We start from the raw sequence: 24,949 nt of genomic DNA, 5'->3' as shown, positions 1-24,949 counted from the left end.
CCTGGCAAAATACTGGCTCCCAGACCCACATCCGGAATCCAGCCAAGCAACTGAAATATAATAAGAAATGGCGCACCCGAAGGGATTCGAACCCCTGGCCTCTGCCTTCGGAGGGCAGCGCTCTATCCAGCTGAGCTACGGGTGCTGATAGAGCGCGGCCTCTAGCAAGCCCGCGCCGTGCCAGCAATGGCCTATCGACCGACGCGCGGCGATGTGCGAAGCGGCGCCATGAGCATCGGGGACATAGCGTGACGCCATCCGAACAAAGTTGGCCGATGGCCGCCGATCTTTATGGCGAAATGCAGCTCGAGGCGCATCCGCCGGCGCGGCGGCGCTGGCGCGATTATCTGCCTGGTATCCTCGTCACCGCCATCGCCGCGCTCGCCGCGGCGTGGCTCGCCGACCATTATGCCGCGCCGATCGTGCTGATGGGGCTGCTCATCGGGCTCGCCCTCTCCTTCCTGTCGCAGGACAAGCGCACCCACGCCGGACTCGACCTGATGTCGCAGACCGCACTGCGTATCGGGATCGTGCTCGTCGGCGCGCGCATCACCGCCGAACAGCTCGCCGAGCTCGGGCCGCTGCCCTTCACCTTGCTCGTCCTGATCATGCTCGCCGTCATCGTCATCACCGTGGCGAGCGCGCGGCTGTTCGCGCAGGATCGCCACGCCGCGCTGCTCGCGGGCGGCGCGACCGCGATCTGCGGCGCATCGGCGGCGCTCGCGCTTTATTCGCTGATCGGCGACAAACGCGTCGATCAGGCGCGCTTCACGCTGACGCTCGTCGGGATCACCGTCGCGAGCGCGCTCGCGATGACGCTCTATCCCGTGCTCGCCGCCGAGCTCGGCCTGACCGATGCGCAGGCGGGATTCCTGATCGGCGCGTCGATCCATGACGTCGCGCAGGCGATCGGCGGCGGCTTTTCCTTCTCAGCTCAAGCGGGCGAGGTCGCGACGATCGTCAAGCTGGCGCGCGTCGCGCTGCTCGCGCCGATGCTGATGCTCGTCGCGCTCTGGCTCGGCCGCAGCGGCGAGGGTGACCACGCAGGGCGCATCCCGCTGCGCCTCCCCTGGTTCATTCTGGGTTTCCTTGGCGTAGCGGCGCTCAATTCGCTGATCGCCATTCCCAAGCAAGCGCAGGACGCCGCCGCGACGGGCGCGCAAGCGTTGTTGCTGCTCGCCATCGTCGCCACCGCGATGAAGGCACGGCTCCACCTGTTGCTCGATCAGGGGTGGCGCAGCTTCGCGCCGATCATCGTCGCGACGGTGACGAGTTTCCTGCTCTCGCTCGCCGCCGCGCTCAGCCTGTGACGCCGTGACGTCACGATAAACCGTTGGGATTTCAACTCTTTGGTAGCGCCCAACTGACGGTCAACTGCGTCGCGCGCCGCGGAATGTCGAGCTTCGCTTCGCTGAAATTGACCTTTTCATTGGGCGGCAGCATTCGCACCGGCGGCTTGATCGTCCAGCTATAGACGATCGTTCCCTGCGCGTCGCGCAGTTCGGCGAGGATCGGCGGTACGCGCTGTTCGCGGTCGGTCGGATTGATGATCACCCCCGATGCGGCGAAATAGATCGTCCCGTCGGCGAGCTCGCGATGATCCTGGTTCGGCGGCAGTTCGATCACCAGGTCGGGCTCGTCGACCCCGCCCGGCAAGCCGAGACCCTGCGCCCAGCCCGGCAGGCCGAAATACATGAGCCCCGCGGTCGCCGTGATCATCAGCGCCGCCGCGCTCGCGGCGATGATCGTCCAGCGCTTCGCGGGGTTCCGCCGCGGCCGGCGGAACGGCAAGGGCGCATCGTCGATCACAGGCGTGGCGCGTTGGGTCGGCTCGGCCGTAAAGCTCGGCGGAGCCCGCACGGGCGCGGGATCGGGTTCGGGAAAATCGGAATAGGTCGCGACCGGTCGCGGCGCCGCTTCGGGAGCGGGCGCCGGTGCAGGCGTCGCGGCGGGTTCCGGCGCGCTCGGAGCGGACGCCACGACCGCCTCTACCGGTGTCGCGGCGGGTTCCTGGAACCAGCTATGGCGGCAATTGGCGCAGCGCACGGTGCGGCCCGTGGGTCCGATCGCGGTATCGGGAACGACATAGCGCGTGTGACAGGACGGGCAGGCAAGGATCATGGGTTCCCTCTAAACACGCCGATTCGCGCGTTGCAAGCGCCGCGTGCCCACTCCCGTCTTGTCCTCTGTGGATAGCCGTGCGAGATGCTGGCTGATGAGCGGACCAGCGCCCCTGTTCTTTGACCTGACGCTGGCGCGCCGTCGCGCGCGGGCGACGCCATGACGGATGCCTCTCCGGCGCGGCCCGGCGGCGCGATGGTCGAATTCGACGGCGTCGGGCTCCGCTATGGCCCCGATGCCGAGGTTTTGAGCGACATCAGCTTCAACCTCCAGCCCGGCAGCTTCTATTTCCTCACCGGCGCATCGGGCGCGGGCAAGACCTCGCTGCTCAAGATGCTCTATCTCGCGCAGCGGCCGAGCCGCGGGATCGTCCGCCTGTTCGGCGAGGATCTGGTCGCGATGCCGCGCCACCGCCTTCCGGGCTTTCGCCGCCGGATCGGCGTCGTATTCCAGGATTTCCGGCTGATCCCGCATCTGTCGGCGCGCGACAATATCGCGCTGCCGCTGCGGATCGCGGGGGTCAGCGAAGAGGATCTGTCGGGCCCGGTGGGCGAGATGCTGAGCTGGATCGGGATCGGCGATCGCGCCGATGCCCGCCCCGCGACGCTGTCGGGCGGCGAGCAGCAGCGCGTCGCGATCGCGCGCGCCGTCATCGCGCGGCCGCAATTGCTCGTCGCCGACGAGCCGACGGGTAACGTCGATCCCGAAATGGCGATGCGTCTGCTGGGATTGTTTGAGGCATTGAACCGCCTCGGCACCACCGTCGTCGTCGCGACGCACGACATCCACCTGATCAGCCGCATCGAAAATGCGCAGATGATGCGGCTCGAAAAGGGGCGGCTTTCCGACCCCACCGGCGCGCTACGTTACCCACCGGCGAACCGGGCATGATCATCCCGCGCGTTCCCGTCCAGCATCGCCGCCTGCTTCCCGACCGCCGGCTGTCGGGTCCGACGCCGTGGGTGATCGCGATCCTGATGATGCTGACCTTGCTCGCCGCCGCCGCCGGGGTCGGGCTTGCGCGTTCGGCGAATGCGATTGGCGCGGCAATCGCCGGGCGCGTGACCGTCCAGATCGTCACCGCGAACCCGGTGACGCGCGCCGAGCAGGCCGCGGCGCTCCGCCGGGCGGCCGCCGCGCAGCCCTTCGTCCTCTCGGCGCGCTCGGTCGAACCCGAAGAGCTGCAGGCGACGCTGGGGCAATGGTTCGGCGCCGCCGAGGGCGACGACCCGGTGCTGAAATCGCTTCCCTTGCCCGCGCTCGTCGACATCGACTTTGTCGGCGAGGACCGCACTGGCCCTATGCGCCAGTTGCAGGCATTGGTCGCGCGCGAGGCGCCCGGCGCGCGGATCATCCCGCACGCCGAATGGCTGGGGCCGGTCGCGCGGCTGATCCGCTCGCTCGCGTGGATCGCCGGCGGCATGGTGGTGCTGATGACGCTCGCCAGCGCCGCGGTGGTGATTATGACCGCGCGCGCCGCGCTGGGCACCCATTATACGACGATCGAGATGCTTCACATGATCGGCGCCACCGACCGCCAGATCACGCGGCTGTTCCAGCGCCGCATCGCGATCGACACCGCTTACGGCATCGCGCTGGGCACCGTCGTCGCCGCCGCGATCCTGCTCCTGATCGGCTTGCAATGGTCGGGGGTCACAGCGGGACTTGCGGCGACCGCGTCGCTCGGCCCCGCAGGCTGGGCGCTCTTGCTGGCGCTGCCGCTATTGGCTATCGCGCTCGCAGCCCTCACCGCGCGCCAGACCTTGCTCGCGGCGCTCAAGAAGATTCTATGATCAAGCGCCTGATTTCCCTGTTGTTCCTGGCCTGGGTGCTCGGCTTCGCATGGTTCGCGCTGCTGCTGCCGCTGCCCGCCGACGCGCGAAAGACCGACGCGATCGTCGTTCTCACCGGCGGCCCCGGACGCATCGACCGCGCGCTCGAACGGCTCGAGGCGGGCGACGCCAAGCGCCTCCTCATCAGCGGCGTCGCGCGCGAAGTGAAGCCGCGCGAACTCGCCGCCGCGTATAAACGCCCCGTTTCGCTGTTCGACTGCTGCATCGCGCTGGGGTTCGAGGCCGAGGATACGCGCTCGAACGCGACCGAGGTCGCGACCTGGGTAGAACGCCGCAAATATAAGAGCATCCGGCTGATCACCACCGATTGGCATATGCGCCGCGCCGAATATGAAATCGGCCGTGCGGTCGGCGACAAGGTGACGATCCTGCCCGACGCGGTGCGCAGCCAGCCCAATTTCGCGACGCTCTTTCGCGAATATCACAAATATCTGGCCGGACTGGCGGGCGGGCTGCTCGGCCTGTGAGATATATGATCGCCCTGTGCCGCTCGATCCTGTTCTGGATCGCCTTTTTCGTGATGAGCAGCATCTCGTCGATCGGCGGGGTGATCGCGCTGCCGATCTCGCATCGCGGGACGATTTTCTTCGTCCGCATCTGGGCGCAGGCGCACCGGATCTTCTGCCGTTTCCTGCTCGGGCAGACGATCGTCGTCGAGGGCGAGATGCCCGACATCCCGGTCCTCTACGTCTTCAAGCATGAATCGGCGTTCGAAACGGTCGAACAGCCGATGCTGTTCAAGCATCCCGCGGTATTCGCGAAGGAAGAGCTGTTCTCGATCCCCGTCTGGGGCCAGGCGGCGCGTTTTTACGGCTTGATCCCGGTCGACCGCGACGGCGGCGGCAAGGCGATGCGAGCGATGCTCGGTGCGGCAAAGGCGGCCCTCGCCGCAGGCCGCCCGCTCGTGCTGTTCGCCGAGGGAACACGCGTCCCGCACGGCGAAGCGCCGCCGCTACGCCCCGGTTTTGCCGGCATGTACCGCCTGCTCAATATTCCGGTCATCCCGGTGGCGGTGAACAGCGGCCTCGCCTTTCCGCCGCGCCGCTGGGTCAAATGGCCGGGGACGATCACTTACAAGGTCGGCGAAACGATCCCCGCGGGGCTGCCGCGCGAAGACGCCGAGGCCCGCGTGCGTGTCGCGATCAACGCGTTGAACCCGCCCGAAGCGTTGCTTACGGGCGAAACCGCCGCTTAATGCTTGCGCCCGAAGTCGGGCGCCGCATCATCCTGCCCCTGTTCGATGATCGAGCGCCGGATCGCGCGCGTGCGCGTAAACCAGTCCTCGAGCTTGTCGGCGTCGCCGCGGCGGATCGCCTGCTGGAGCACGGTCAGATCCTCGTTGAAACGCTGCAAGGTCGCGAGCACGGCATCCTTATTCGCCAAGAAAACGTCGCGCCACATCACCGGATCGCTCGCCGCGATGCGCGTGAAGTCGCGGAAACCGCCCGCCGAATATTTGATCACCTCGCTCTCGGTGACCTCTTCGAGTTCGCTCGCGGTTCCGACGATCGTATAGGCGATGAGGTGCGGCAAATGGCTGGTTACCGCGAGCACCATGTCGTGATGCGCGGCGTCCATCGTCTCGACCTTTGCGCCGAGCGCCTGCCAGAAGGACGTCACCGCCGTCACGGCGTGTTCGGACGCACTCGCGTCCGGCGTGACGATGCACCAGCGACCTTCGAACAAGGACGAAAAACCCGCCGCCGGGCCACTATTCTCGGTCCCCGCGACCGGATGCGCCGGGATGACGGCATGATCGGGCAGCGCCTTCGCCAGCGCTTCGGCAACGCCCGCCTTCGACGAACCGACGTCCGAAATAATCGCGTCGGCCTTCAGCCCCTGTGCGATAGCAACGGCCGCGTCGGCCATCCGGCCGACGGGCACCGCCAAAATCACAAGGTCGGCGTCGGCCACCGCGACGACCGGGTCGTCGGCAATCGTGTCACAAAGCCCGAGCGAGCGCGCGACCCCGCGCACGTCGGCGCTGGCGTCATGGCCGGTGACCGTCACATGCGGCAACCGCTCCCCGATCGCGCGCGCGATCGAGGAACCGATCAGGCCAAGCCCGACAATCGCGACGCGATCAATCGCCATCAGCCGTTCAGCGCGGCGCGGATCGCCGCCGCGAGCCCGCGCGTCTCGTCCTCGGTGCCGATCGTCATGCGCAGCGCATTCGGCAGTCCCTGCCCCGGCAGCCAGCGGACGATATAACCCGCCTCCATCAGCCGGTTATAGACGGTCTCGGCGCTCACATCGCCCTCGAACAGCACGAGCAGGAAATTGCACGCCGACGGCACGACGCGCACGCCATGATTGCCGAGGCTTTCGAGTTCGCCCGCCAGCCAGGCGCGCCATTCGGCATTATGCTCGCGGCTGTGCGCGACGAATTCCTCGTCGCCGAGCGCCGCGACCGCCGCCGCCTGCCCCGCGCGCGTGACGTTGAACGGCAGGCGTATGCGGTGCAGCGCCGAAATCACTTCGGCCGCGGCATAGCCCCAGCCGATGCGTTCGGCGGCGAGCCCGTGGATCTTCGAAAAGGTGCGCGTCACGAACACATTCGGCTGCGTCTTTGCGAGTTCGAGCCCGCCATCATCCTCGGCGGCGGACAGATATTCCGAATAGGCCTGGTCGATCACGAACAGCACATTCTTCGGCAGCCCGGCATAGAGGCGCGCGACCTCTTCGCGCGTCGCGAGCGTGCCCGTCGGATTGTTCGGATTGGCGAGATAGACGACGCGCGTCTTGTCGGTCACCGCGGCGAGCAGCGCATCGACGTCGGTCGCATAATCCTTGTCGTCGGCCTCGACCGGCACCGCGCCCACGCGGCGCGCAGCGATTTCATAGACCGCGAAGCCGTAGCGCACGTACAGAATCTCGTCGCCGACGCCGGCATAGGTGCCCGCCGCGAGGTGGAGCAATTCGTCCGATCCGTTGCCGCAGATGATCCGTGCCGGATCGAGCCCGAACTTCGCCGCGATCGTTTCGCGCAGCTCCACCGAACCGGGATCGGGATAGCGCGACAGCGCATCGGGCGCCGCCTGCGCCGCGGCGAACGCCGCACGCGCCTTTTCGCCGGTGCCCAGCGGATTCTCGTTCGCCGAAAGCTTGATCAGCGGGCGCCCGTCGGCACCCGCGGATTTGCCAGGAACATAGGGGGCAATGCCGCTGATCCACGGCTTGGGCTGAAGGCTTTGGGTCGCGTCGGTCATGCCGCGCCGTTTAACGGCTATGCTGCGCGAGTCCAGTACGTTGACAGGGTGCGCGCGCCCGCTTAGCCCCGCCGCATCATGGCGAGCCTGCTCCACGATATCCGGCATCACAGCGTGACGATCGCCGCGCCGCTGCCGCTCGACAGCGGCCAGATGCTGAGCTCGGTGACGATCGCCTATCAAAGCTATGGCGCATTGAACGCCGACAAGTCGAACGCGGTGCTGATCTGCCATGCGCTCACCGGCGATCAATATGTCGCGAGCGACCATCCGGCGACGGGCAAGCCCGGCTGGTGGGCGCGCATGGTCGGGCCGGGCAAGCCGATCGACACCGACCGTTTCCACGTCATCTGCGCCAATGTGCTCGGCAGCTGCATGGGGACGAGCGGCCCCGCCTCGCCCGATGCGGCGACCGGCGCGCCGCTCGGTATGGCCTTCCCCGTCATCACGATCACCGACATGGTGCGTGCGCAGGCGATGCTGCTCGACCATCTCGGCATTTCGCGACTTCATGCCGTCGTCGGCGGGTCGATGGGGGGGATGCAGACGCTCGCCTGGGCCGCGACCTACCCCGACCGCCTCGCCTCGGCGCTCGTCATCGCGAGCGCGGCGCGCCATTCAGCGCAGAATATCGCGTTCCACGAGGTCGGGCGGCAGGCGATCATGGCCGACCCCGATTGGCAGGACGGCCAATATTACGGCAGCGCGCGCGCACCCACCAAGGGCCTCGCCGTCGCGCGCATGGCGGCGCATATCACCTATCTGTCCGAAGAGGGACTGACCGAGAAGTTCGGCCGCCGCCTGCAGGCGCGCGACATCAAGAGCTTCGGCTTCGACGCCGATTTCCAGGTCGAATCCTATCTCAGGCATCAGGGGCTGGCCTTCACCGACCGCTTCGACGCCAACGCCTATCTCTATATCACGCGCGCGATGGATTATTTCGACCTCGCCGACCCGCACGACGGGCGGCTTGCGGGCGCGTTCGCGAACGCAAAGGACGTGCGCTTCACGCTCGTCAGCTTCGACACCGACTGGCTCTATCCGACCTCCGAATCGCGGCGCGTCGTGCAGGCGCTGCAAAGCGTCGGCGCCGCGGCAAGCTTCGTCGAATTGTCGGCGCCCTTCGGCCACGACAGCTTCCTCCTCGACGTCCCGGCGCTCGATCGCCTCGTCGCAGGGTCCCTGCGGGCAGGTCTGGCATGAGTGAAACCTATCGCCTGTCCTTCGACCCGTCCGACATGCAGGTCGGCGCGATCCACGCCTTTTTGGCGCAGAGCTATTGGGCCGAAAATATCGCGCTCGCCGTGGTCGAACGCGCGATTTCCGGGTCGCTGTGCGTCGGCATCTTCGCACCGGGCGGCGAGCAGGTCGGCTTTGCCCGCGTCGTCACCGATCGCGCGACCTTCGCCTATCTGGCCGACGTCTATGTGCTCGAGGCGCATCGCGGACACGGTCTCGCCGCGCGCATGGTGACCGCGCTCCACGATCATCCCGACCTGCAGGGACTGCGGCGGTGGATGCTCGCGACCAGCGACGCGCATGGGCTGTATGCCGCGCTCGGCTGGACCCCGGTCGATGACGGCACGCCGTTCATGCAGCGGCATTTCCCCGACGTCTACAGGCAGACCGGACAATGAAGCTGCGCCCCGATCTGGCGATCATCGCCGATGCCGTTCCCCGGGCGTCGCGCGTGCTCGACGTCGGCTGCGGCGACGGCGAATTGATGGCCGCGCTCCAGGGCAAGGGGGTCGATGCGCGCGGGCTGGAGATCGATCCCGACAATGTCACCGCGGCAATCGCGCGCGGCCAGTCGGTCGTGCAGGGCGACGCCAACCGCGACCTGGCCGATTATCCCGACGACGCCTTCGACTATGCGATCCTGTCGCAAACGCTCCAGACGACCGAGCGCCCCGACCGCGTCGTCGACGAATTGCTGCGCATCGCGCCGCGCGCCTTCGTCAGCTTCCCCAATTTTGCGCATTGGCGCGTCCGGCTCGCCTTGCTGTGGAACGGACGGATGCCGGTGACGCGGCTCTTGCCCGTCGCCTGGTACGAGACGCCGAACATCCACCATGTCACGGTCCGCGATTTTCGCGACCTCGTCCGCGCGAAGGGCATCAAGGTCGAGCGCGTCTGGCACCTGTCGGGCGACAGGCCGGCAAGCGACGCCGCCGCAAGCTGGCGCGCCGAACATGCGATCTTCTTGATTTCGCGCTGAATCAGTCGCGCTTCTTCAACCCATTCGCGAGCAGGTCGTTGGCGATCCGCGCGATCTCCGAAATGTCGCTCTCGGTATCCCACAATCCGTAGCGCATCCCCAGAAACACGTTCATCCCGCCGATCGCCCACGCGTGGATCTCGCTGACGTCATCGCGGATTTCACCGCGCGCCGCGCCATTCTCCAGCCGCTGGCGCACGCGCGCGACGGTGGTTTCATAATGGCGGCGATAGCTCGCATAATCGACAAACTCGGCCTCATCGATGATGCGATAAATCTCCTTGTTCGCGCGCACGAAGCCCAGATAGGATTCGAGCCCGATGCGCTCGGCGCTGATCTCGTCGGGCGCCGCCTGGACGATCGGCGTGACATGGTCGCGTAACCGTTCGCTCATATAGCGGACGAGCGCCTGGAAGATTTCCTCTTTCGAATCGAAATAGGTGTAGAAGCTGCCGAGCGCGGTTCCGGCGCGGCGCGTGATCGCGCTGATCGACGCTTCGTGAAATCCGCGCTCGCCGAATTCGATCGCCGCCGCATCGAGCAGTTTGCGCAGCGTCCGCCGCCCGCGCTCGGTACGCGGCGTCTTGTCGCGCGCGTCACCCGCGCTCCGCTCGGTGTCGGCCTGCCCCGTCTCGGTGTGCGGCTGATCCATGACTGCCTTTCCGTCTCCCCCTCCGTCCGGCTTCCCCTGCATCGTGGCATTTCCGCACCACTGGCAAGCAAAAAGCGACGGAGCCATATTCCAAGTTGAAACTTGGTTCATGTTTCACTATTGGATGCGACGCGGCTTGGCAAGCACCAGCCCAAGAAAAGCAAACAGGGTGGCGAGGGGTCACCCGCCACATGGGAGAGTCATATGCGTCCTTTCGCCCGCCCGCTACGTCGTGCCATCCTTGCCACCAGCGCGCTTTCCATGGTCGCCTTCGCCCCCGCCGCATTCGCGCAGGAAGCGGGCGCGACCGACGCCGGCGATAACGAGATCATCGTGACGGCACGCCGCCGCGAAGAATCGCTGCTCGATGTGCCGATTGCGGTTACCGCCTATTCGGGGGCAGCGCTCGAACAGTCGGGCGCGTCCGACATCACCGCCATTTCCGACACGACCCCCAATGTCACTTTGGAAAATTCGCGCGCGACCAACTCGACGCTGACCGCCTTCATCCGCGGCGTTGGCCAACAGGATCCGGTCGGCGGGTTCGAGGCGGGTGTCGGCATCTATCTTGACGATGTGTATCTGAACCGCCCGCAGGCCGCCGTCCTCGATATCTATGATGTCGAACGGATCGAGATTCTACGCGGTCCGCAAGGCACGCTTTATGGCCGCAACACCATTGGCGGGGCGGTCAAATATGTCACCAAGACGCTGCCGCAGGACTTTTCGCTGAAGCTGCGCGCGACTTATGGCACCTATGACCAGGCCGAAGGCGTGATCACCGCCAGCGCGCCCATCGGGGACCTGCTCCGCGTTGGCGGATCGCTTGCGCGGCTGTCGCGCGGCGGATTTGGCAAGAATCTGACCACGGGCCTCGACAATTATAACAAGGATATCTGGGCGGGCCGCGGCACCGTCGAATTCGGCGGCTATGGCGAACCGATCCTGATCCGCATTTCGGGCGACTATACCAAGGACAAGTCGCAGCCGCGCGGTGGCCATCGCCTGATCCGCAGCCTCCGGACCGGCACCCCCGTACTCGACGATGTCTATGATACCCGCGGCGGCCTCGTCACGCCCAAGCAGGATATCGAGGCTTATGGCCTCGCGATGAATGTTTCGGCCGAATTGTCGGACACGATCACGGTGCGCAGCATCAGCGCCTGGCGCAAGGACACCAGTTTCGGCCCCATCGATTTCGACGCGCTGCCGGCCGTGGACGTCGACGTTCCCGGCATCTACAAGAATGAGCAGATCAGCCAGGAATTCCAGCTACTTTACGAAAGCGACCGGCTGAACGGCCTGGTCGGTTTCTACTATCTCGACGCGTCGGCCATCACCAATTTCGACGTGCTGCTCTACACCACGGGCAACCTGCTCGGCTTCCCGCAGTTTTCATCCTACACCGCAGGCACGGTGAAGACCGACACATGGTCTGTGTTCGGTGATTTTACCTACGACATAACCGACCAGCTTTCGATCTCGCTGGGCGGTCGCTACACGTCGGACGTTCGCGATGCGCGCATCTTGAAGCAACGCCGCATTCTCGGGCCCGACCCCCAACTCGGTGGCAATGCGCCCATCGCGCTGGTCACCGATTCCGATTTCAAGGGATCGCGCAAGTTCACCAAATTCACCCCGCGCGCCTCGATTTCGTTCAAGCCGACCGACGATCATCTGATCTACGCGTCCTATTCGAGTGGCTTCAAGGGCGGCGGTTTCGACCCGCGCGGCAACTCCACCGGCGCACTTGATACCGACCGCGACGGCGTGCGCAGCTATCAGGAGATTTTCAATTTCCTGACTTTCGATCCCGAGACGGTGGATAGCTATGAGGTAGGGTACAAGGGTTCGTTGTTCGATCGCCGCCTGCGCCTTGCCATCACCGCCTTCCGAGCCGATTACAAGGATGTGCAAATCCCGGGTTCGGTCGGCGTCGACAATAATGGCGATGGCGTGTTCGAAACCTTCGCCGGGATCACCACCAACGCCTCGAAAGCACGCCTGCAGGGGGTTGAAGTCGAAAGCTCCGCCACGCTGGCGCGCGATTTCGCCGGCGACGGCTCGGCGATCACACTCGCCGGCACACTCGGCTACATCGACGCGAAATATCGGTCGTTCAACACGATCCTTTCCTTCTTCGAAGCCGACGGCACCCCCAATTCGGCCATCGTCGGCGTGCCCACCGATATCGCTAAATACCGCCGCATCCAGAACACGCCGGAATGGACCGCATCGGGCACGCTCGGGGCAGCGTTTCCTGCCATGTCGGGGTTGCTCAACGCGTCGACCACGGTTTCGTATCGCAGCAAGACGACCCAGTTCGAAACGCCCAGCCCCTTCCTCGATCAAAAAGGTTATGCGCTTTGGGATGCCAACCTGGTTTGGACGGCCGAGGATGAGCGCTTCTCGATCGGCCTGCATGCCAAGAACATTCTCGACAAGCAGTACAAGACTTCGGGATATCAGTTCCTGAACGTGAACCCGGTCACCGGACAACCGATACTCTCGGCCGCCCCGCGCCTCGCCAATGGGTCTCCCAACCCCGCTTTCGGCGTCCCCGGCATTGCCCCGTCGCTGGGGCAAGAAGGCGTGGTTACCGCCTTCTACGGCAATCCGCGTCAGGTATTCGTCACCGGCACGGTCAAATTCTGAGCCGATATATGGAAAAAAGGGGGAAAGGGGCGTCGGGTGCGGCGCCCCTTTTTCTATGGGGCGAGCGGCGGCGCGCCGGTCGCGGCGACCATCCGTTCGCCGTCGATGACGATCGGGCACGCCAGCCCGTCGACCGACGCGCCATCGGGCCGGAAACGCATTTCGCGCGCGATCACCTGCGGATCGCCAAACACCCCCGCGATATCGTTGATAGGGCCCGCGGGCACACCCTCGGCCTCCAACGCCAGCGATAGCGGCTGCGCCTCCCAGCCGGCAATTTTGGCCGCGAGCAGCGGGATCAGTTCGCCGCGGTTCGCGAGCCGCGCCGCGTTGGTCGCGAACCGAGCCTCGCCGGCCCAGTCGGGTTCACCTAAAATCGTGCAGAGCCGCTGAAACTGGCCGTCATTGCCGACCGCGATCACCAACTGCCCGTCGGCGGTCGCGAACGCCTGATAGGGCACGACATTGGCGTGGCCATTGCCCATCCGCTTGGGCGGCGTCCCGCTCGCGAGATAATTGGCCGCCTGATTCGCGAGCACCCCGACCTGGCAGTCGAGCAGCGCCATGTCGATGTGCGCGCCGCGCGCCGTGGCGTCACGCCGCCGCAACGCCGCAAGGATCGCGACGGTCGAATACATGCCGGTAAAGATGTCGGCATAGGCGATGCCCGCCTTTTGCGGCGCGCCGTCGGGCTCGCCGGTCAGCGACATCGCGCCGCCCATCGCCTGGATGATGAAATCATATCCCGCGCGGTGCGCATAGGGCCCGGTCTGCCCGAAGCCAGTGATCGAACAGACGATCAGGCGCGGAAAGTCGGCACACAAGCTCGCCGGATCGAGGCCATATTTGGCGAGCCCGCCGACCTTGTAATTTTCGATGACGACATCGGCGTCGGCGATCAGCGCGCGCACCTCAGCCTGCCCCTCGGCGGTCGCTATATCGATCGCGACGCCCATCTTGCCCCGGTTACAGCTGTGATAATAGACGGCGCCGAGATTTTCGCCATCCGTACCGGTGACAAAGGGCGGCCCCCATTCGCGCGTGTCGTCGCCCGCGCCCGGCCGCTCGACCTTCACCACCTCGGCGCCGAGGTCGGCAAGCAACTGCCCGCACCACGGCCCCGCGAGCACCCGCGCCAGTTCGACGACGCGGATGCCCGCCAGCGGTTTTGGGTCAGGCAAAGGCCGAAATGCCGGTGATCGCGCGGCCGAGGATCAGCGCATGGACGTCGTGCGTGCCCTCATAGGTGTTCACCGTCTCGAGGTTCACCGCGTGGCGGATCACATGATAGTCGGCCGAGATGCCGTTGCCGCCGTGCATATCGCGCGCGACGCGCGCGATATCGAGCGCCTTGCCGCAATTGTTGCGCTTGAGCAGGCTGATCGCGTCGGGAATCAGGCGGCCTTCGTCGATCAACCGGCCGACGCGCAACGCGGTCTGGAGCCCCAGCGCGATCTCGGTGAGCATGTTCGCCAGTTTCAGCTGCACGATCTGGTTCGCCGCGAGCGGCCGCCCGAACTGCTTGCGTTCGCCGGTATAATTGCGCGCCGCCTCATAGCAGAATTCGGCCGCGCCCATCGCGCCCCAGCCGATGCCGTAACGCGCGCGGTTGAGGCAGCCGAACGGGCCCTTGAGCCCCGAGACATGCGGCAACAGCGCATCCTCGCCGACTTCGACCGAATCCATGACGATTTCGCCGGTGACCGAGGCGCGCAGGCTCACCTTGCCCTCGATCTTCGGCGCCGACAGGCCCTTCATCCCCTTTTCGAGCACGAAACCGCGAATCGCGCCGTCGTGCGCCTCCGACTTCGCCCACACGACGAAGACGTCGGCGATCGGCGAGTTGGTGATCCACATTTTCGCGCCCTTCAGGCGATAGCCGCCCTCGATCTTTTCGGCGCGGGTGCGCATCCCGCCAGGGTCGCTGCCGGCATCGGGCTCGGTAAGGCCGAAGCAGCCGACGAGTTCGCCCGAGGTCAGCCCGGGCAGATATTTGCGCTTCTGCTCCTCGCTGCCATAGGCGTTGATCGGGTGGATCACGAGCGAGCTTTGCACCGAACAGGCCGAGCGATAGCCCGAATCGATGCGTTCGACTTCGCGCGCGATCAACCCGTAGCTGACATAGTTCAGCCCCGCGCCGCCATATTCGGGATCGATCGTCGCGCCGAGCAGGCCGAGCGCGCCCATTTCGGACATGATCTCGCGGTCGAAGCGCTCGTCGAGAAACGCCGAGGTGACGCGCGGCAACAGCGCATCGGTCGCATAGGACCGCGCGGTATCGCGAACCATCCGCTCCTCTTCGCTGAGCTCGGCGTCGAGCTGGAGGGGATCGAGCGGGTCGAGCGCTTCGATGCGCTGCGGATCGGCGAGGGCCATGGAACGGGCTTTCTCTCTAAACGGCGGGCAGCCCTTTGGAGGATTGCGCGCTATGGGGTCGGATCGGCCGCGTTGCGGGCGATCGCGGCAGCGGGGCTGTCGCGCGGCTCCAATATCGCCGCCGTCTCGATCAGGTCAAGCGCGCGCCGTGCCTCGTGGTAGCGCCGCGCATCGATCACCCATTCGCTCGCGACCTCCGCCCCGGGCATCGCCTCGACCTCGGCGATCGCAAGGTCCGCCTGCCCGGCCGCGAGATAACGCCGGGCGCGATCGAGCCGTTCGGAGGCGCGCGGCGACTGGGTTCCGGCGGCGCGCACCACGAACAATTCACCCAGCTCGCGGCGAAGCCCGGTCCACAGGCTGCCGCTTCCGTCGCCGCCGCGCCCGACAAGCTGCGGCCCCATCGCATCGAGTTCGGCGCGCAGCTGTTCGAGCGTCACCGGATCGCGCGACGTATCGATGATCGTCTTGACGGCATTCGGCTGGTCGTCGCCGAAACGCAGCCGCAGCTGCGCGTCGAGATAGCCCAGTGACAGCCCGCGATCGAGCGCACGGCGCACCGCAAAGGCGACGAGCAACCCCTCGGCGCGCGATGCATTGCCCGACGCCGATTCGGCCTGCAGCGTGATCCGCGACAGACGCTGTTCGAGTTCGGCGACGCGCGCCGCGAGCGCGTTGGCGCCGTCGACCGGCGCGACCATCAGCGGCGGCGCATTCGCCGCGTTTTTTTCGGCAAGCGAATTGCCCGCCCCGGCGGGCGCCGCGACCATTTTCGCCGTCGGTGGTAAATTGCTGCCCGTCAGCCAGCGATTCACAGCCCACCCACCGCCGGCGATACCGATCAGAAGCAGCAGGAAGGCACCGATGGCGATAGCGCGAAACGATAGTCCCCTTTCGGGTACTGCCTCGTCCGCCGACGAGGACGTGTCGATGCTGTCGATTGCCATGTTTTTCTTTCGAACGACCCTATTTTGCACCCTTGTGCCACAAAGCACGCGCTTGTGCCAATATTGCGACATCGTCGGGCTGTTCCGCGATGGCCAGATCGCGCCAGCCGTCGCCCGCCGAAGCCGCCGCCGCCGGGCTGATCGCGACGAGCGACAGGTGCGCGCGCGCATCGCCGACGAGCTGCGAAATTCGCTCGGCGGCGCGCGCCGAATGCGCGAGCAGCACCGCCGGGGCGGCGATGAGCGCATCCCATTCGGCCGGCACCGGGACGGGATCGACGGCATAGCTGGGCAGCGCCGTAATCGCCGCCCCCCGTGCGTCGAATTCCGACCGGTCGCGGCCGCAAAGCCACAGAATATTGCGGATATTTTCTGACGTCATATCGTCAAGAAGCCGCTGTGCACCCGCTGATCCGGTCATCGCCACCGTCAGCCCCGCGGCCTCGGCCGCGCGCGCGGTCGCTGCACCGACGGCATAGACAGGCAGCGCCGCCAGCTCGGACAGCCGCCGCCCCGCCAGCCTTGCGGCAAAGGCGCTGGTCAGCAGCAGCGCGTCGAAATCGCCGCGAGCCGGCGGGCGCCAATCGATCGCGTGCGCGGCAAAAAGCGGCATCGCACGGGCATCGAACCCTATCGCCCTCGCCCGCTCCACCGTCGCTGCGTTGCCCGGCTCGGGCCGCGTCACGATCAGCGGCAGGCCGTCGGTCATGCCGCGAACAGCCGCCGGACGCTGTCGGGTGCTTCATCGAGCAACCGGTGTGCCAAGGCCGGCGCGGCCGCATCATCGGTGACGATGACATATCCCGCCGCATGATCGGCGCCATCTTCGGAGAAAATCTCGGCATCGAGGCGCAGCGCGCCGTCATCCTGCCAGTGCGCATGCGCCGCGACGGGCGAGCGGCAGTCACCGCCGAGCGCCGCCAGAAACGCGCGCTCGGCCGCCACGGCAAGATGCGTCGGCGCGTGATCGATCGCGGCGATCAGCGCGCGCGTCGCCGCGTCGTCGTCGCGGCATTCAATCCCGATCGCGCCCTGCGACGCCGCGGGAAGCAGCAGGCTCGTTTCCTGCACCGTGCCGATATCGTGCATTCCCAGCCGCTCGAGCCCCGCCGCCGCGAGCAAGGTCGCGTCGGCATCGCCCGCCGCAATCTTCGCGAGCCGCGTCGCGACATTGCCGCGCAGCAGCACCGTTTCGAGGTCGGGGCGGATCCGCTTAACCTGCGCGGCGCGCCGTGGACTGCTCGTCCCAAGCCGCGCGCCCCGTGGCAGGTCGGCGATCGTCGCCGCCTCCAGTCCCTGACGCACCACCAGCCGGTCGCGCGGGTCGGCACGCTCGAGCATCGCGCCGAGGAAAAAGCGCGCGTCGCGGATCGTTTCGACGTCCTTCAGCGAATGGACCGCGATATCGATCGTCCCGGCATCGAGCGCCGCATCGAGCTCGCGCGTCCACAGCGCCTTGCCGCCCACTTCGGCGAGCGCGCGGTCCTGGATCTTGTCGCCAGTCGCGGTCATCGGCACGATTTCGAGCGCCGCCATATCGATGCCATGGCTGGCAATCAGCGCCGCAGCCGCCATATGGGCTTGGGCCATCGCAAGCGGCGACGCGCGCGTGCCGATACGCAGCGGGTTTTCGGGGGTCGGAAGTCTATTCATCGTCCCGCTGCTAGCGCGGCTTGCCCTGCCGATAAAGGGGCGGGTAAAGGAACGCGCAACAATATGACCCTGATCCTCGGCCTTGAATCGAGCTGCGACGAAACCGCGGCAGCGCTCGTCGACAGCGAGCGGCGCATTTTGGCGCATCGCGTCGCGGGGCAAGAGGCCGAGCATAGCCCCTATGGCGGCGTCGTTCCCGAGATCGCGGCGCGCGCGCATGTCGACCGGCTCGCGCCGATTGTCGAAGGCGTGCTGGCCGACGCGGGTGTGTCGCTCGCCGATGTCGATGCGATCGCCGCGACCGCCGGGCCGGGGCTGATCGGCGGCGTGATGGTCGGGCTCGTCACCGGCAAGGCGCTCGCGCACGCCGCGGGCAAGCCGCTGATCGCGGTGAACCATCTCGAAGGCCACGCACTCAGCCCGCGCCTCGTCGAATCCGGCCTCGCCTTTCCTTATCTGCTGCTGCTCGTCTCGGGCGGCCATTGCCAGCTGCTGCTGGTGAAGGGCGTCGGCGATTACCGCCGCCTCGCGACGACGATCGACGACGCCTCGGGCGAAGCCTTCGACAAGACCGCGAAGCTGCTCGGGCTCGGCTATCCCGGCGGCCCCGCGGTCGAGCGCATCGCGAAGGACGGCAATCCGCATGCGGTGCCGCTGCCGCGCCCGCTTGTCGGCAGCGCCGAACCGCATTTCTCCTTTGCCGGGCTCAAGAGCGCCGTCGCGCGGGCGGCCGCATCGGGCACGCACAGCATCCCCGACCTCGCGGCCTCGTTCCAGCAGGCGGTCGTCGACTGCCTCGTCGACCGCAGCCGCATCGCGCTCGCCGCCTGCCCCGATGCGACCGCTTTCGTCGTCGCGGGCGGGGTCGCCGCCAATGGCGCGATTCGCGGCGCGCTGACCGATCTCGCGGCGCGCTTCGACAAGCCCTTCGTCGCGCCGCCGCTTTGGCTCTGCACCGACAATGGCGCGATGATCGCCTGGGCGGGCGCCGAGCGTTTCGCGGTCGGCCTCACCGATCCGCTCGACACCGCCGCGCGCCCCCGCTGGCCGCTCGATCCCGAGGCCGAAGCCGTGCGCGGCGCCGGAGTGAAAGCATGACGTCATATTCCAAGTTCGGCGTGATCGGCGGCGGCGCATGGGGCACCGCGCTGGCGCAGCTTCTCGCCGCCGATGGCGCGCCCGTCCGTCTGTGGGCACGCGAGGAGGAGGTCGTCGCGGCGATCAACGCCGAGCACCGCAATCCGGTTTTCCTTCCCGGCGCCGCGCTCTCGCCCTCGCTGACCGCGAGCGGTGCGCTTGCCGACATGGCCGATCTCGACGCGCTGCTCGTCGTCGTCCCCGTGCCTTTCCTGCGCGCGGTGCTCGCTGAACTTCCGCCGGGCGACGCGCCGCTGATCTTCTGCAGCAAGGGCATGGAGGCGGGCAGCTTCGCCTTTCCGATCGATATGGCGCGCGATCTCGCGCCGTCGCGGCCGCACGCCGTGCTCTCCGGCCCGACCTTCGCGCACGAAGTCGCCGCGGGTCTGCCGACCGCGATCACCCTCGCCGCGACCGATGCAGGCATCGCCGCCGATATCGCGCAGGCGCTCGCGCGACCGCATTTTCGCCCCTATGTGTCGACCGACGTCATCGGCGCCGAGATCGGCGGCGCGGTCAAGAATATCCTCGCGATCGCCTGCGGTATCGTCGACGGCGCCGGGCTCGGGCTCAACGCGCGCGCCGCACTCATCAGCCGCGGTTTTGCCGAAATGACACGCTTCGGGCTGGCCCGCGGCGCGCAGGCCGAAACGCTCGCCGGCCTCGCCGGCCTCGGCGACCTCGTCCTCACCTGCACCTCGTCGAACTCGCGCAACTTCGCGCTCGGCCAAGGGCTCGGACGCGGCGAGGCGGCCGAGATACTGATGGCCGACCGCCGCACCGTCGCCGAGGGCGCGTTCAGCGCGCCCGTGGTCGCCGCCGCGGCGCGCGCCGACGGCATCGACATGCCGATCACCGACACCGTGGCGCGCCTCGTTGCCGGCGAAACGCGCGTAACCGACGCCATTCAGGCCTTGCTCAGCCGCCCGCTGCGACCCGAAGGGCGATGAATATCTTCGTACAATTGCCTGCAATCCCCGGCCGCGCTAGACTGACGGTCAGGGCAAAGCAGAAGGGGCGGAAGGCTTGAGCCAGACGGACAGCGCAGCCGCGCCCTCTTCACCCCCCGGCACGCCCCCGGGCGATGCCGACACCGCCGCGCTCGCCAAGGGCGGACGCACCAATTTCTTCGGCTTCATCCTGCGCCTCGTTGCGCGCCTGCCCTTCCTCTATGTCGCGGGCCGCTGGTACGGGCCCGAGGCGGTCGGGCGTTTCGCCTTCGCCGTGCTCGTCATCGAGCTCGTCGCGCAGCTCGCGACATTGGGCCTCAAGCGCGGCCTCGCCGAACAGCTCAGCGCCCCCGGGGCGGACCAGCGCACCGTCGTATGGGACGGGATGTTCGTCGCCTTCATCGCGTCGGCCGCCGGCTCGCTGCTGCTCGCGCTGTTCCCGCAGCTGATGTTCCCGTCGGGCGGCATCGACAGCGCCGATCGCTGGATGGCTTTGCTCGTCTTCGCGATCGCAGGCACCGATATCGCGCTCGCCGCCTGCGCGTATAAATTCGACGTCGGCGCCACCGTTCGCGCGCGCGCGGTGGTCGAGCCGTGGGTGATCAGCATCGCCGCCGCGGGGTTCTTCTTCGTCTCGAAGCGCGACGGGCTGATGCTCTCTTATGCCGCCGCGATGCTCGGCGCCTTCCTCACCGCACTGATCCCGATGCTGCGCCATTATGGCGGGCCGCGCGGGTGGCAACCGCATCCCGCGCACCTGATCGCAGTTGCGCGGCGCAACGCGCCGCTCGCCGCCGCCGACGCGATCGAATGGGGCACGCGGCGCCTCGACCTGTTCATTCTCGGCCAGTTCACCTCGCCGACGATCTACGGCATCTATTATATGGCGCAGCAGGTCGCCTCGCTGCCGCAGAAGCTCAAGACCAGCTTCGAGCCGATCCTTGGCCCCGTCATCACGCGCAACCTCGCCGAAAAGCGGCTTGCTGCCGTGGCGGCACAGGTCAGCCAGGTCGGTTTCTGGATCATTGCCGCGCAGGCCGGCGTCGCGCTCGCGCTCGGCATTCCGGGCGAGGCGGTGATGGGGCTCGTCGGCCCCGAATTCGTCAGCGGCACCGCCGCGCTCGCCTTCCTGCTCGCCGCCGAGGTCGTCGCCGCGACCGCGGTCGTCAGCGAGGCGGCGCTCGTTTATGTCGCGCGCCACCGCAACCTGCTGATCAGCATCGCAACGCTCGCCTTGCAGGCGGGGCTCAGCGTCGCGCTGATCCTGATCGCCAAATCGATGGGGCTGCCGCCGATCTACTACGCCGGCGCCGTTGCGCTCGCGCTGATGCTCGCGCTCGGATTCGCGTCGCTGGTGAAGGCGCGGCTGCTAGCGCGCATCCTCGGCGCGCCAGTGAACAGCCTGCGCTGGGCGCTCGTCTGGGCGACCGCGGGCGCGACCATCCTCGGCTATGGCGCGACGCAGCTTCCCGAATGGGCCGAGCTCTTGATCGGCGTGCCCTTCATCCTCGGTGTTTACGGCTGGCTGATCTGGACGCGCGGCTTCGGACCGGCGGACCGCGAACTGTTCAGGAAACATCCCGACCCCGCCGCGGCGCCCGCCGGCTGATCCTTAATCGACCGCTTTCTGCGCCGCGTCGCCGACATTCTCGGCGGCATCGCCGACCTTTTGCGCCGCGTCGCTGACCGCGCCGCTCTGCGCCTTGTCGTTAGCGAGGAACTGGAAGGCGAAAAAGGCCGCGACCAGAATCGCGACGAGGAAAATCAATCCCATCCCGAACCCGCCGCGACGGCGCGGTTCGCGGTCGATAACCGTGGTGGTGTGCGTCGTCCCGTCGGGATCGCGCGTCTCGTGAATTTCGTCGGCCATAAGAGTCTCTCCCATGCTGTCTGGCGCATAGGACGCTTCGCGGCCGACGAAGGTTCCTAGCCCAGCCGTTCGGCGATCTTCGCCTTGAGGTCGGTCTGCGCGCGCGGACCGACCTGCGCGATGATTTCGCGCGCGCACACGGCGCCCATCGTCAGGCAATCGGCAATCGGACGGCCCTGCGCCTGACCCGAGAGGAAACCCGCGGCGAACAGGTCGCCCGCGCCGGTGGTATCGACGACCGTATCGATCGGCTCGGCGCCGACTTCGGTGCGCGTGCCGCCGGTCAGCGCGATCGCGCCGTGCGAGCCGCGCGTGACGACGAGCAGCGGCACCTGCGCCGCGACGCTCGCAACGGCGGCTTCGAAATCGTCGGTTTCGGCTAGCGCGCAAATCTCGACCTCGTTCGCGAAAAGGATGTCGAACAGCCCCTCGGCGATCAGCTTGCGGAAATCGGCGCCGTGGCGGTCGATGATGAACGCGTCGGACAGCGTGAAGGCGACCTTGCGTCCCGCCGCGCGCGACACATCGATCGCGCGCCGCATCGCCGCGCGCGACAGCTCGGGATCCCACAAATAACCTTCGAGATAGAGGATCTCCGATGCAGCGATCCATTCCTCGTCGATCATCGACTGTTCGAGCAGATGGCTCGCACCGAGGAAGGTGTTCATCGTGCGCTGGCCGTCGGGGGTGACGAGGATCAGGCAGCGCGCGGTCGGCGCGCCTTCGCTGAGCGGCGGGGTTTCATAAGCGACGCCGAGCGCGCGCAGGTCGTGCGTGAAAACATGGCCGAGCTGGTCGTCGGCGACCTGGCCGATAAAGCTGCAACGCTGGCCGAGCGCGGCCATCCCGGCCAATGTATTGGCCGCCGAACCGCCCGACATTTCGATCGCGGGCCCCATCGCGGCATAGAGGCGTTCTGCCTCTTCGGCGTCGATCAGCCGCATCGACCCCTTGGTCAGACCTTCGGCGATGATCAGCGCATCGTCGGCGCGGGCGATGACGTCGACGATGGCATTGCCGATGGCGACAACGTCGAAACGGGCGGTGGAGGCCATGAAATATCCTGTGATGCGTGGAAAAAGCTGCCGCGCGCCTTAGGCGGCGGGGCCCGCCAAGGCAAGCATAACGCTTGACCCGCGCGCGCCCGCCCACCATCCCTGCGCCCATGGCCCGCGCCGTTCACGCCTTCCTGCTCGCGCTCAGGGACTTGCCGCAGCCCCGCGTGATGCGCGTGCTGGCGCAAAGCCTCGCGCTCACGCTCCTGCTGCTCGCCGTCGCGGGCGCCGCGATCTTTTTCGCGGCGCGCTGGGCGCTGACGCACTGGAAATGGCTCGACGAAGCGCAGCTCGATATGGCCGGAATATTGATCGTTTTGGTCATCATTGCGGGAAGCTGGCTGCTCTTCCGCGCCGTCGCGATCGTCGTCGTCGGCCTCTTCGCCGACGGCATCGTCGCCGATGTCGAGGGCCGCCATTATCCCGCCGCCGCAAGCCAAGCCGTCGATGTCGGCTGGCGCCAGAATATCGGCCTCGCGCTCGCTTCGCTGGTGCGGCTGATCGGCGGCAATCTGCTCGCGCTGCCGGTCTACATCCTGCTGCTCGTCACCGGGATCGGAACCCCGATCTTCGCGCTGCTCGTCAACGCATTGCTGCTCGGCCGCGATCTCGAGGCGATGGTACTCGCGCGCCATCCGGACCGTCCACGGCTCGACCGGCCGGCGCGTTGGTCGCTCGGGCTGCTGTCCGCCGCAAGCTTCGTGGTGCCTGTCGCCAATCTGTTGGCGCCGATATTGAGCGCGGCTATGGCCGTGCACATGCTGCATCTGCGCAATGGGGACCAGAAAAGATGATCGAAAACCGCCGCCTGGCCGCCATCGCCGGCCTTGCCCTGACGCTCGGTGCGTGCGCGGGCCCCGCGATTCCTCGCCCGTCGACTCCCCCTCCAGCCGCGCAGCAACCGACGACGGTCGTTAAGCCCGTGCAGAATAATGCGCTGATCGGCAACAGCGCCGACGCGATCGGCCGGATGTTCGGCAAGCCGCAGCTCGATATCACCGAAGGCGCCGGCCGCAAGCTGCAGTTCGCCGGGTCGAACTGCATCCTCGATGTCTATTTCTACGCCCCGCGCGCGGGCGCGAATCCAGTTGCGACGCATGTCGACGCGCGCACGCCCGATGGTCGCAATGCCGAAGTCAACAGCTGCGCCCAGTCGCTCCAACGCTGATATGACGTCAGGACGCCAGTTCGGCGAGCGCCCATAAAGCCGCGTCGACAACCATCGGCGATTCATCCTTCGCCAGCCGTTCGAGCACGGGCACAAACCGCACATCGCCGCTGTTCCCCGCGGCGATCGCGGCATTGCGCACCATCCGCCCGCGCCCGATCCGCTTGATCGGCGACCCCGCGAAGACCTGACGGAAATCGGCATCGTCGAGCACGAGCAGGTCGGAAAGCGAAGGCGCCGCCAGTTCGGCGCGCGGCAGGAAGGCGCGATGGGCGTGCGCGGTTTCGGCAAATTTGTTCCACGGACACGCCGCCAGACAATCGTCGCAGCCATAGATGCGGTTGCCGATCCCGCGCCGCAGCGCGAGGGGAATCGGCCCATTATGCTCGATCGTCAGATACGAGATGCACCGCCGCGCATCGAGCCGGTACGGCGCCGGAAAGGCCTGCGTCGGGCACACGTCCTGGCACGCCGAACAACTGCCGCAGCTATCGCGCCCGGGCTTCGAGGGCGCCAGCTCCAACGTCGTGTAGATCGCGCCAAGGAACAGCCAGCTGCCATGATCGCGGCTGACGAGGTTGGTGTGCTTGCCCTGCCAGCCGAGCCCCGCCGCCGCCGACAGCGGCTTTTCCATCACCGGCGCGGTGTCGACGAACACTTTGACCTCGGCGTCCTCCACCTCGGCGACGAGCCAGCGCACGACCGCCTTCAGCGCTTTCTTGACGACGTCATGATAGTCGCCGCCCTGCGCATAGACCGAAATGCGCCCGCGACCCGGATGATCGGCGAGCGCCAGCGGGTCGAGCGCCGGGGCATAGCTCATGCCGAGCGCGATCACCGACCGGACCTCGGGCCACAGCCCCTTGGGCGATCCGCGCTGTTCGGCGCGGCTTTCCATCCAGATCATGTCGCCGTGGCGCCCCTCGGCCAGCCATTGGTCGAGCCGCGCCGCGGTCTCAGGCGCCGCGTCGGCATGCGCGATCCCGAACGCCGCGAAACCATGCGCGCGCGCGACGGCTTCGAGCCGTTCTTCGAGGGGGGGCGTTTCCAGAGGCAAGGCTTCGGCAACCATTGCCGCTCTATAC

26 protein-coding genes and 1 tRNA gene are annotated in these 24,949 nt (G+C 67.1%); 14 read left to right on the top strand and 13 right to left on the bottom strand.

Going from position 1 to position 24,949, the window contains the following annotated elements; all coding sequences use genetic code 11:
• Nucleotides 1-68: 68 nt before the first annotated feature.
• Nucleotides 69-145 (bottom strand) — tRNA-Arg (locus V8J55_RS06020).
• Between the two features lie 130 nt (nt 146-275).
• Here V8J55_RS06020 and V8J55_RS06015 point away from each other — a divergent pair.
• Entirely contained in the window at nt 276-1,310 is a 1,035-nt protein-coding gene (locus V8J55_RS06015) for a YeiH family protein (protein WP_336444757.1), read from the top strand.
• Between the two features lie 31 nt (nt 1,311-1,341).
• Here the strand turns inward: V8J55_RS06015 and V8J55_RS06010 are convergent, their stop codons facing one another.
• Nucleotides 1,342-2,121 (bottom strand): zinc-ribbon domain-containing protein, encoded by a 780-nt coding sequence (locus V8J55_RS06010; RefSeq protein WP_336444756.1) that lies wholly within the window; start codon nt 2,119-2,121, stop codon nt 1,342-1,344.
• Between the two features lie 159 nt (nt 2,122-2,280).
• Here V8J55_RS06010 and ftsE point away from each other — a divergent pair, with 159 nt between their 5' ends.
• From ftsE to V8J55_RS05990, 4 genes are read left to right on the top strand one after another with little or no spacing between them, the layout of a single operon-like run.
• Nucleotides 2,281-3,012, top strand: a complete 732-nt coding sequence (ftsE, locus tag V8J55_RS06005; RefSeq protein WP_336444755.1) for a cell division ATP-binding protein FtsE — start codon at nt 2,281-2,283, stop codon at nt 3,010-3,012.
• Nucleotides 3,009-3,914: a cell division protein FtsX gene (locus V8J55_RS06000; protein WP_037514367.1), complete on the top strand. Its 906-nt coding sequence runs from the start codon at nt 3,009-3,011 to the stop codon at nt 3,912-3,914. The genes ftsE and V8J55_RS06000 overlap by 4 nt, the downstream gene beginning before the upstream one ends.
• Nucleotides 3,911-4,441, top strand: a complete 531-nt coding sequence (locus tag V8J55_RS05995; protein WP_336444754.1) for a YdcF family protein — start codon at nt 3,911-3,913, stop codon at nt 4,439-4,441. Before V8J55_RS06000 ends, V8J55_RS05995 begins: the two co-directional genes overlap by 4 nt.
• A 5-nt stretch (nt 4,442-4,446) precedes the next feature.
• Nucleotides 4,447-5,169, top strand: a complete 723-nt coding sequence (locus V8J55_RS05990; RefSeq protein WP_336444753.1) for a lysophospholipid acyltransferase family protein — start codon at nt 4,447-4,449, stop codon at nt 5,167-5,169.
• Here the strand turns inward: V8J55_RS05990 and V8J55_RS05985 are convergent.
• Both V8J55_RS05985 and hisC read right to left on the bottom strand, forming a co-directional pair.
• The gene (locus V8J55_RS05985) at nt 5,166-6,071 is read right to left on the bottom strand and encodes a prephenate/arogenate dehydrogenase family protein (RefSeq protein WP_336445713.1); all 906 of its coding nucleotides are present in this window, start codon (nt 6,069-6,071) and stop codon (nt 5,166-5,168) included. The genes V8J55_RS05990 and V8J55_RS05985 overlap by 4 nt on opposite strands.
• Nucleotides 6,068-7,183: a histidinol-phosphate transaminase gene (gene hisC / locus V8J55_RS05980; RefSeq protein ID WP_336444752.1), complete on the bottom strand. Its 1,116-nt coding sequence runs from the start codon at nt 7,181-7,183 to the stop codon at nt 6,068-6,070. Before hisC ends, V8J55_RS05985 begins: the two co-directional genes overlap by 4 nt.
• 78 nt (nt 7,184-7,261) lie before the next feature.
• Here hisC and metX point away from each other — a divergent pair, with 78 nt between their 5' ends.
• From metX to metW, 3 genes are read left to right on the top strand one after another with little or no spacing between them, the layout of a single operon-like run.
• Nucleotides 7,262-8,386: a homoserine O-acetyltransferase MetX gene (metX, locus tag V8J55_RS05975; RefSeq protein ID WP_336444751.1), complete on the top strand. Its 1,125-nt coding sequence runs from the start codon at nt 7,262-7,264 to the stop codon at nt 8,384-8,386.
• On the top strand, nt 8,383-8,820 hold the full coding sequence (locus tag V8J55_RS05970) for a GNAT family N-acetyltransferase (protein WP_336444750.1): 438 nt from the start codon (nt 8,383-8,385) through the stop codon (nt 8,818-8,820). The genes metX and V8J55_RS05970 overlap by 4 nt, the downstream gene beginning before the upstream one ends.
• Nucleotides 8,817-9,401: a methionine biosynthesis protein MetW gene (metW, locus tag V8J55_RS05965; protein ID WP_336444749.1), complete on the top strand. Its 585-nt coding sequence runs from the start codon at nt 8,817-8,819 to the stop codon at nt 9,399-9,401. The genes V8J55_RS05970 and metW overlap by 4 nt, the downstream gene beginning before the upstream one ends.
• A gap of 1 nt (nt 9,402) precedes the next feature.
• Here metW and V8J55_RS05960 read toward each other — a convergent pair whose 3' ends face one another.
• Nucleotides 9,403-10,053, bottom strand: a complete 651-nt coding sequence (locus V8J55_RS05960) for a TetR/AcrR family transcriptional regulator (RefSeq protein ID WP_037514356.1) — start codon at nt 10,051-10,053, stop codon at nt 9,403-9,405.
• A 204-nt stretch (nt 10,054-10,257) separates the two neighbouring features.
• On the opposite strand from V8J55_RS05960, the gene V8J55_RS05955 reads away from it, so the two are divergent.
• Nucleotides 10,258-12,708, top strand: a complete 2,451-nt coding sequence (locus V8J55_RS05955; RefSeq protein WP_336444748.1) for a TonB-dependent receptor — start codon at nt 10,258-10,260, stop codon at nt 12,706-12,708.
• A gap of 53 nt (nt 12,709-12,761) precedes the next feature.
• Here the strand turns inward: V8J55_RS05955 and V8J55_RS05950 are convergent, their stop codons facing one another.
• The 5 genes from V8J55_RS05950 to hemC are packed head-to-tail and all read right to left on the bottom strand — an operon-like array spanning nt 12,762 to nt 17,684.
• Nucleotides 12,762-13,889: a CaiB/BaiF CoA transferase family protein gene (locus V8J55_RS05950; protein WP_336444747.1), complete on the bottom strand. Its 1,128-nt coding sequence runs from the start codon at nt 13,887-13,889 to the stop codon at nt 12,762-12,764.
• The gene (locus tag V8J55_RS05945) at nt 13,882-15,084 is read right to left on the bottom strand and encodes an acyl-CoA dehydrogenase (RefSeq protein WP_037514352.1); all 1,203 of its coding nucleotides are present in this window, start codon (nt 15,082-15,084) and stop codon (nt 13,882-13,884) included. Before V8J55_RS05945 ends, V8J55_RS05950 begins: the two co-directional genes overlap by 8 nt.
• Before the next feature lie 50 nt (nt 15,085-15,134).
• The gene (locus V8J55_RS05940; protein ID WP_336444746.1) at nt 15,135-16,031 is read right to left on the bottom strand and encodes a mitofilin family membrane protein; all 897 of its coding nucleotides are present in this window, start codon (nt 16,029-16,031) and stop codon (nt 15,135-15,137) included.
• Nucleotides 16,032-16,050: 19 nt separating this feature from the next.
• Nucleotides 16,051-16,740 carry a uroporphyrinogen-III synthase gene (locus V8J55_RS05935; protein ID WP_336444745.1) on the bottom strand — a complete coding sequence of 230 codons (690 nt, stop codon included), beginning with the start codon at nt 16,738-16,740 and terminating at the stop codon, nt 16,051-16,053.
• Entirely contained in the window at nt 16,737-17,684 is a 948-nt protein-coding gene (hemC, locus tag V8J55_RS05930) for a hydroxymethylbilane synthase (RefSeq protein ID WP_336444744.1), read from the bottom strand. The genes V8J55_RS05935 and hemC overlap by 4 nt, the downstream gene beginning before the upstream one ends.
• A gap of 63 nt (nt 17,685-17,747) precedes the next feature.
• Here hemC and tsaD point away from each other — a divergent pair, with 63 nt between their 5' ends.
• From tsaD to V8J55_RS05915, 3 genes are all read left to right on the top strand, one after another.
• On the top strand, nt 17,748-18,782 hold the full coding sequence (gene tsaD / locus V8J55_RS05925; RefSeq protein ID WP_336444743.1) for a tRNA (adenosine(37)-N6)-threonylcarbamoyltransferase complex transferase subunit TsaD: 1,035 nt from the start codon (nt 17,748-17,750) through the stop codon (nt 18,780-18,782).
• Nucleotides 18,779-19,771 carry an NAD(P)H-dependent glycerol-3-phosphate dehydrogenase gene (locus V8J55_RS05920; protein WP_336444742.1) on the top strand — a complete coding sequence of 331 codons (993 nt, stop codon included), beginning with the start codon at nt 18,779-18,781 and terminating at the stop codon, nt 19,769-19,771. The genes tsaD and V8J55_RS05920 overlap by 4 nt, the downstream gene beginning before the upstream one ends.
• A 76-nt stretch (nt 19,772-19,847) precedes the next feature.
• On the top strand, nt 19,848-21,380 hold the full coding sequence (locus V8J55_RS05915) for a lipopolysaccharide biosynthesis protein (protein WP_336444741.1): 1,533 nt from the start codon (nt 19,848-19,850) through the stop codon (nt 21,378-21,380).
• 3 nt (nt 21,381-21,383) lie between these two features.
• On the opposite strand, the gene V8J55_RS05910 is transcribed toward V8J55_RS05915, so the two are convergent.
• Both V8J55_RS05910 and V8J55_RS05905 read right to left on the bottom strand, forming a co-directional pair.
• On the bottom strand, nt 21,384-21,641 hold the full coding sequence (locus V8J55_RS05910) for a hypothetical protein (protein WP_037514343.1): 258 nt from the start codon (nt 21,639-21,641) through the stop codon (nt 21,384-21,386).
• Nucleotides 21,642-21,697: 56 nt separating this feature from the next.
• On the bottom strand, nt 21,698-22,696 hold the full coding sequence (locus tag V8J55_RS05905) for an adenosine kinase (protein ID WP_336444740.1): 999 nt from the start codon (nt 22,694-22,696) through the stop codon (nt 21,698-21,700).
• A gap of 110 nt (nt 22,697-22,806) precedes the next feature.
• Between V8J55_RS05905 and V8J55_RS05900 the strand changes: the two genes are divergently transcribed.
• Complete coding sequence (locus V8J55_RS05900) at nt 22,807-23,490, top strand: EI24 domain-containing protein (protein ID WP_336444739.1); 684 nt, start codon at nt 22,807-22,809, stop codon at nt 23,488-23,490.
• Entirely contained in the window at nt 23,487-23,864 is a 378-nt protein-coding gene (locus tag V8J55_RS05895) for a hypothetical protein (RefSeq protein ID WP_336444738.1), read from the top strand. The genes V8J55_RS05900 and V8J55_RS05895 overlap by 4 nt, the downstream gene beginning before the upstream one ends.
• A 7-nt stretch (nt 23,865-23,871) precedes the next feature.
• Here V8J55_RS05895 and queG read toward each other — a convergent pair whose 3' ends face one another.
• Nucleotides 23,872-24,936, bottom strand: a complete 1,065-nt coding sequence (gene queG / locus V8J55_RS05890; protein ID WP_336444737.1) for a tRNA epoxyqueuosine(34) reductase QueG — start codon at nt 24,934-24,936, stop codon at nt 23,872-23,874.
• Between the last annotated feature and the right edge of the window lie 13 nt (nt 24,937-24,949).

Source organism: Sphingopyxis sp. CCNWLW2 (genome assembly GCF_037095755.1).
GTDB lineage: Bacteria > Pseudomonadota > Alphaproteobacteria > Sphingomonadales > Sphingomonadaceae > Sphingopyxis.
This window is presented reverse-complemented; position numbering and strand designations above follow the sequence as displayed.

Excerpts from the sequence above, each read along its gene's own strand:
- V8J55_RS06015 (WP_336444757.1), top strand. The coding sequence starts at position 276 with ATGGCCGCCGATCTTTATGGCGAAATGCAGCTCGAGGCGCATCCGCCG.
- V8J55_RS06010 (WP_336444756.1), bottom strand. The coding sequence starts at position 2,121 with ATGATCCTTGCCTGCCCGTCCTGTCACACGCGCTATGTCGTTCCCGAT.
- ftsE (WP_336444755.1), top strand. The coding sequence starts at position 2,281 with ATGACGGATGCCTCTCCGGCGCGGCCCGGCGGCGCGATGGTCGAATTC.
- V8J55_RS06000 (WP_037514367.1), top strand. The coding sequence starts at position 3,009 with ATGATCATCCCGCGCGTTCCCGTCCAGCATCGCCGCCTGCTTCCCGAC.
- V8J55_RS05995 (WP_336444754.1), top strand. The coding sequence starts at position 3,911 with ATGATCAAGCGCCTGATTTCCCTGTTGTTCCTGGCCTGGGTGCTCGGC.
- V8J55_RS05990 (WP_336444753.1), top strand. The coding sequence starts at position 4,447 with ATGATCGCCCTGTGCCGCTCGATCCTGTTCTGGATCGCCTTTTTCGTG.
- hisC (WP_336444752.1), bottom strand. The coding sequence starts at position 7,183 with ATGACCGACGCGACCCAAAGCCTTCAGCCCAAGCCGTGGATCAGCGGC.
- metX (WP_336444751.1), top strand. The coding sequence starts at position 7,262 with ATGGCGAGCCTGCTCCACGATATCCGGCATCACAGCGTGACGATCGCC.
- V8J55_RS05970 (WP_336444750.1), top strand. The coding sequence starts at position 8,383 with ATGAGTGAAACCTATCGCCTGTCCTTCGACCCGTCCGACATGCAGGTC.
- metW (WP_336444749.1), top strand. The coding sequence starts at position 8,817 with ATGAAGCTGCGCCCCGATCTGGCGATCATCGCCGATGCCGTTCCCCGG.
- V8J55_RS05960 (WP_037514356.1), bottom strand. The coding sequence starts at position 10,053 with ATGGATCAGCCGCACACCGAGACGGGGCAGGCCGACACCGAGCGGAGC.
- V8J55_RS05955 (WP_336444748.1), top strand. The coding sequence starts at position 10,258 with ATGCGTCCTTTCGCCCGCCCGCTACGTCGTGCCATCCTTGCCACCAGC.
- V8J55_RS05945 (WP_037514352.1), bottom strand. The coding sequence starts at position 15,084 with ATGGCCCTCGCCGATCCGCAGCGCATCGAAGCGCTCGACCCGCTCGAT.
- V8J55_RS05940 (WP_336444746.1), bottom strand. The coding sequence starts at position 16,031 with ATGGCAATCGACAGCATCGACACGTCCTCGTCGGCGGACGAGGCAGTA.
- V8J55_RS05935 (WP_336444745.1), bottom strand. The coding sequence starts at position 16,740 with ATGACCGACGGCCTGCCGCTGATCGTGACGCGGCCCGAGCCGGGCAAC.
- hemC (WP_336444744.1), bottom strand. The coding sequence starts at position 17,684 with ATGAATAGACTTCCGACCCCCGAAAACCCGCTGCGTATCGGCACGCGC.
- tsaD (WP_336444743.1), top strand. The coding sequence starts at position 17,748 with ATGACCCTGATCCTCGGCCTTGAATCGAGCTGCGACGAAACCGCGGCA.
- V8J55_RS05920 (WP_336444742.1), top strand. The coding sequence starts at position 18,779 with ATGACGTCATATTCCAAGTTCGGCGTGATCGGCGGCGGCGCATGGGGC.
- V8J55_RS05910 (WP_037514343.1), bottom strand. The coding sequence starts at position 21,641 with ATGGCCGACGAAATTCACGAGACGCGCGATCCCGACGGGACGACGCAC.
- V8J55_RS05905 (WP_336444740.1), bottom strand. The coding sequence starts at position 22,696 with ATGGCCTCCACCGCCCGTTTCGACGTTGTCGCCATCGGCAATGCCATC.
- V8J55_RS05900 (WP_336444739.1), top strand. The coding sequence starts at position 22,807 with ATGGCCCGCGCCGTTCACGCCTTCCTGCTCGCGCTCAGGGACTTGCCG.
- V8J55_RS05895 (WP_336444738.1), top strand. The coding sequence starts at position 23,487 with ATGATCGAAAACCGCCGCCTGGCCGCCATCGCCGGCCTTGCCCTGACG.
- queG (WP_336444737.1), bottom strand. The coding sequence starts at position 24,936 with ATGGTTGCCGAAGCCTTGCCTCTGGAAACGCCCCCCCTCGAAGAACGG.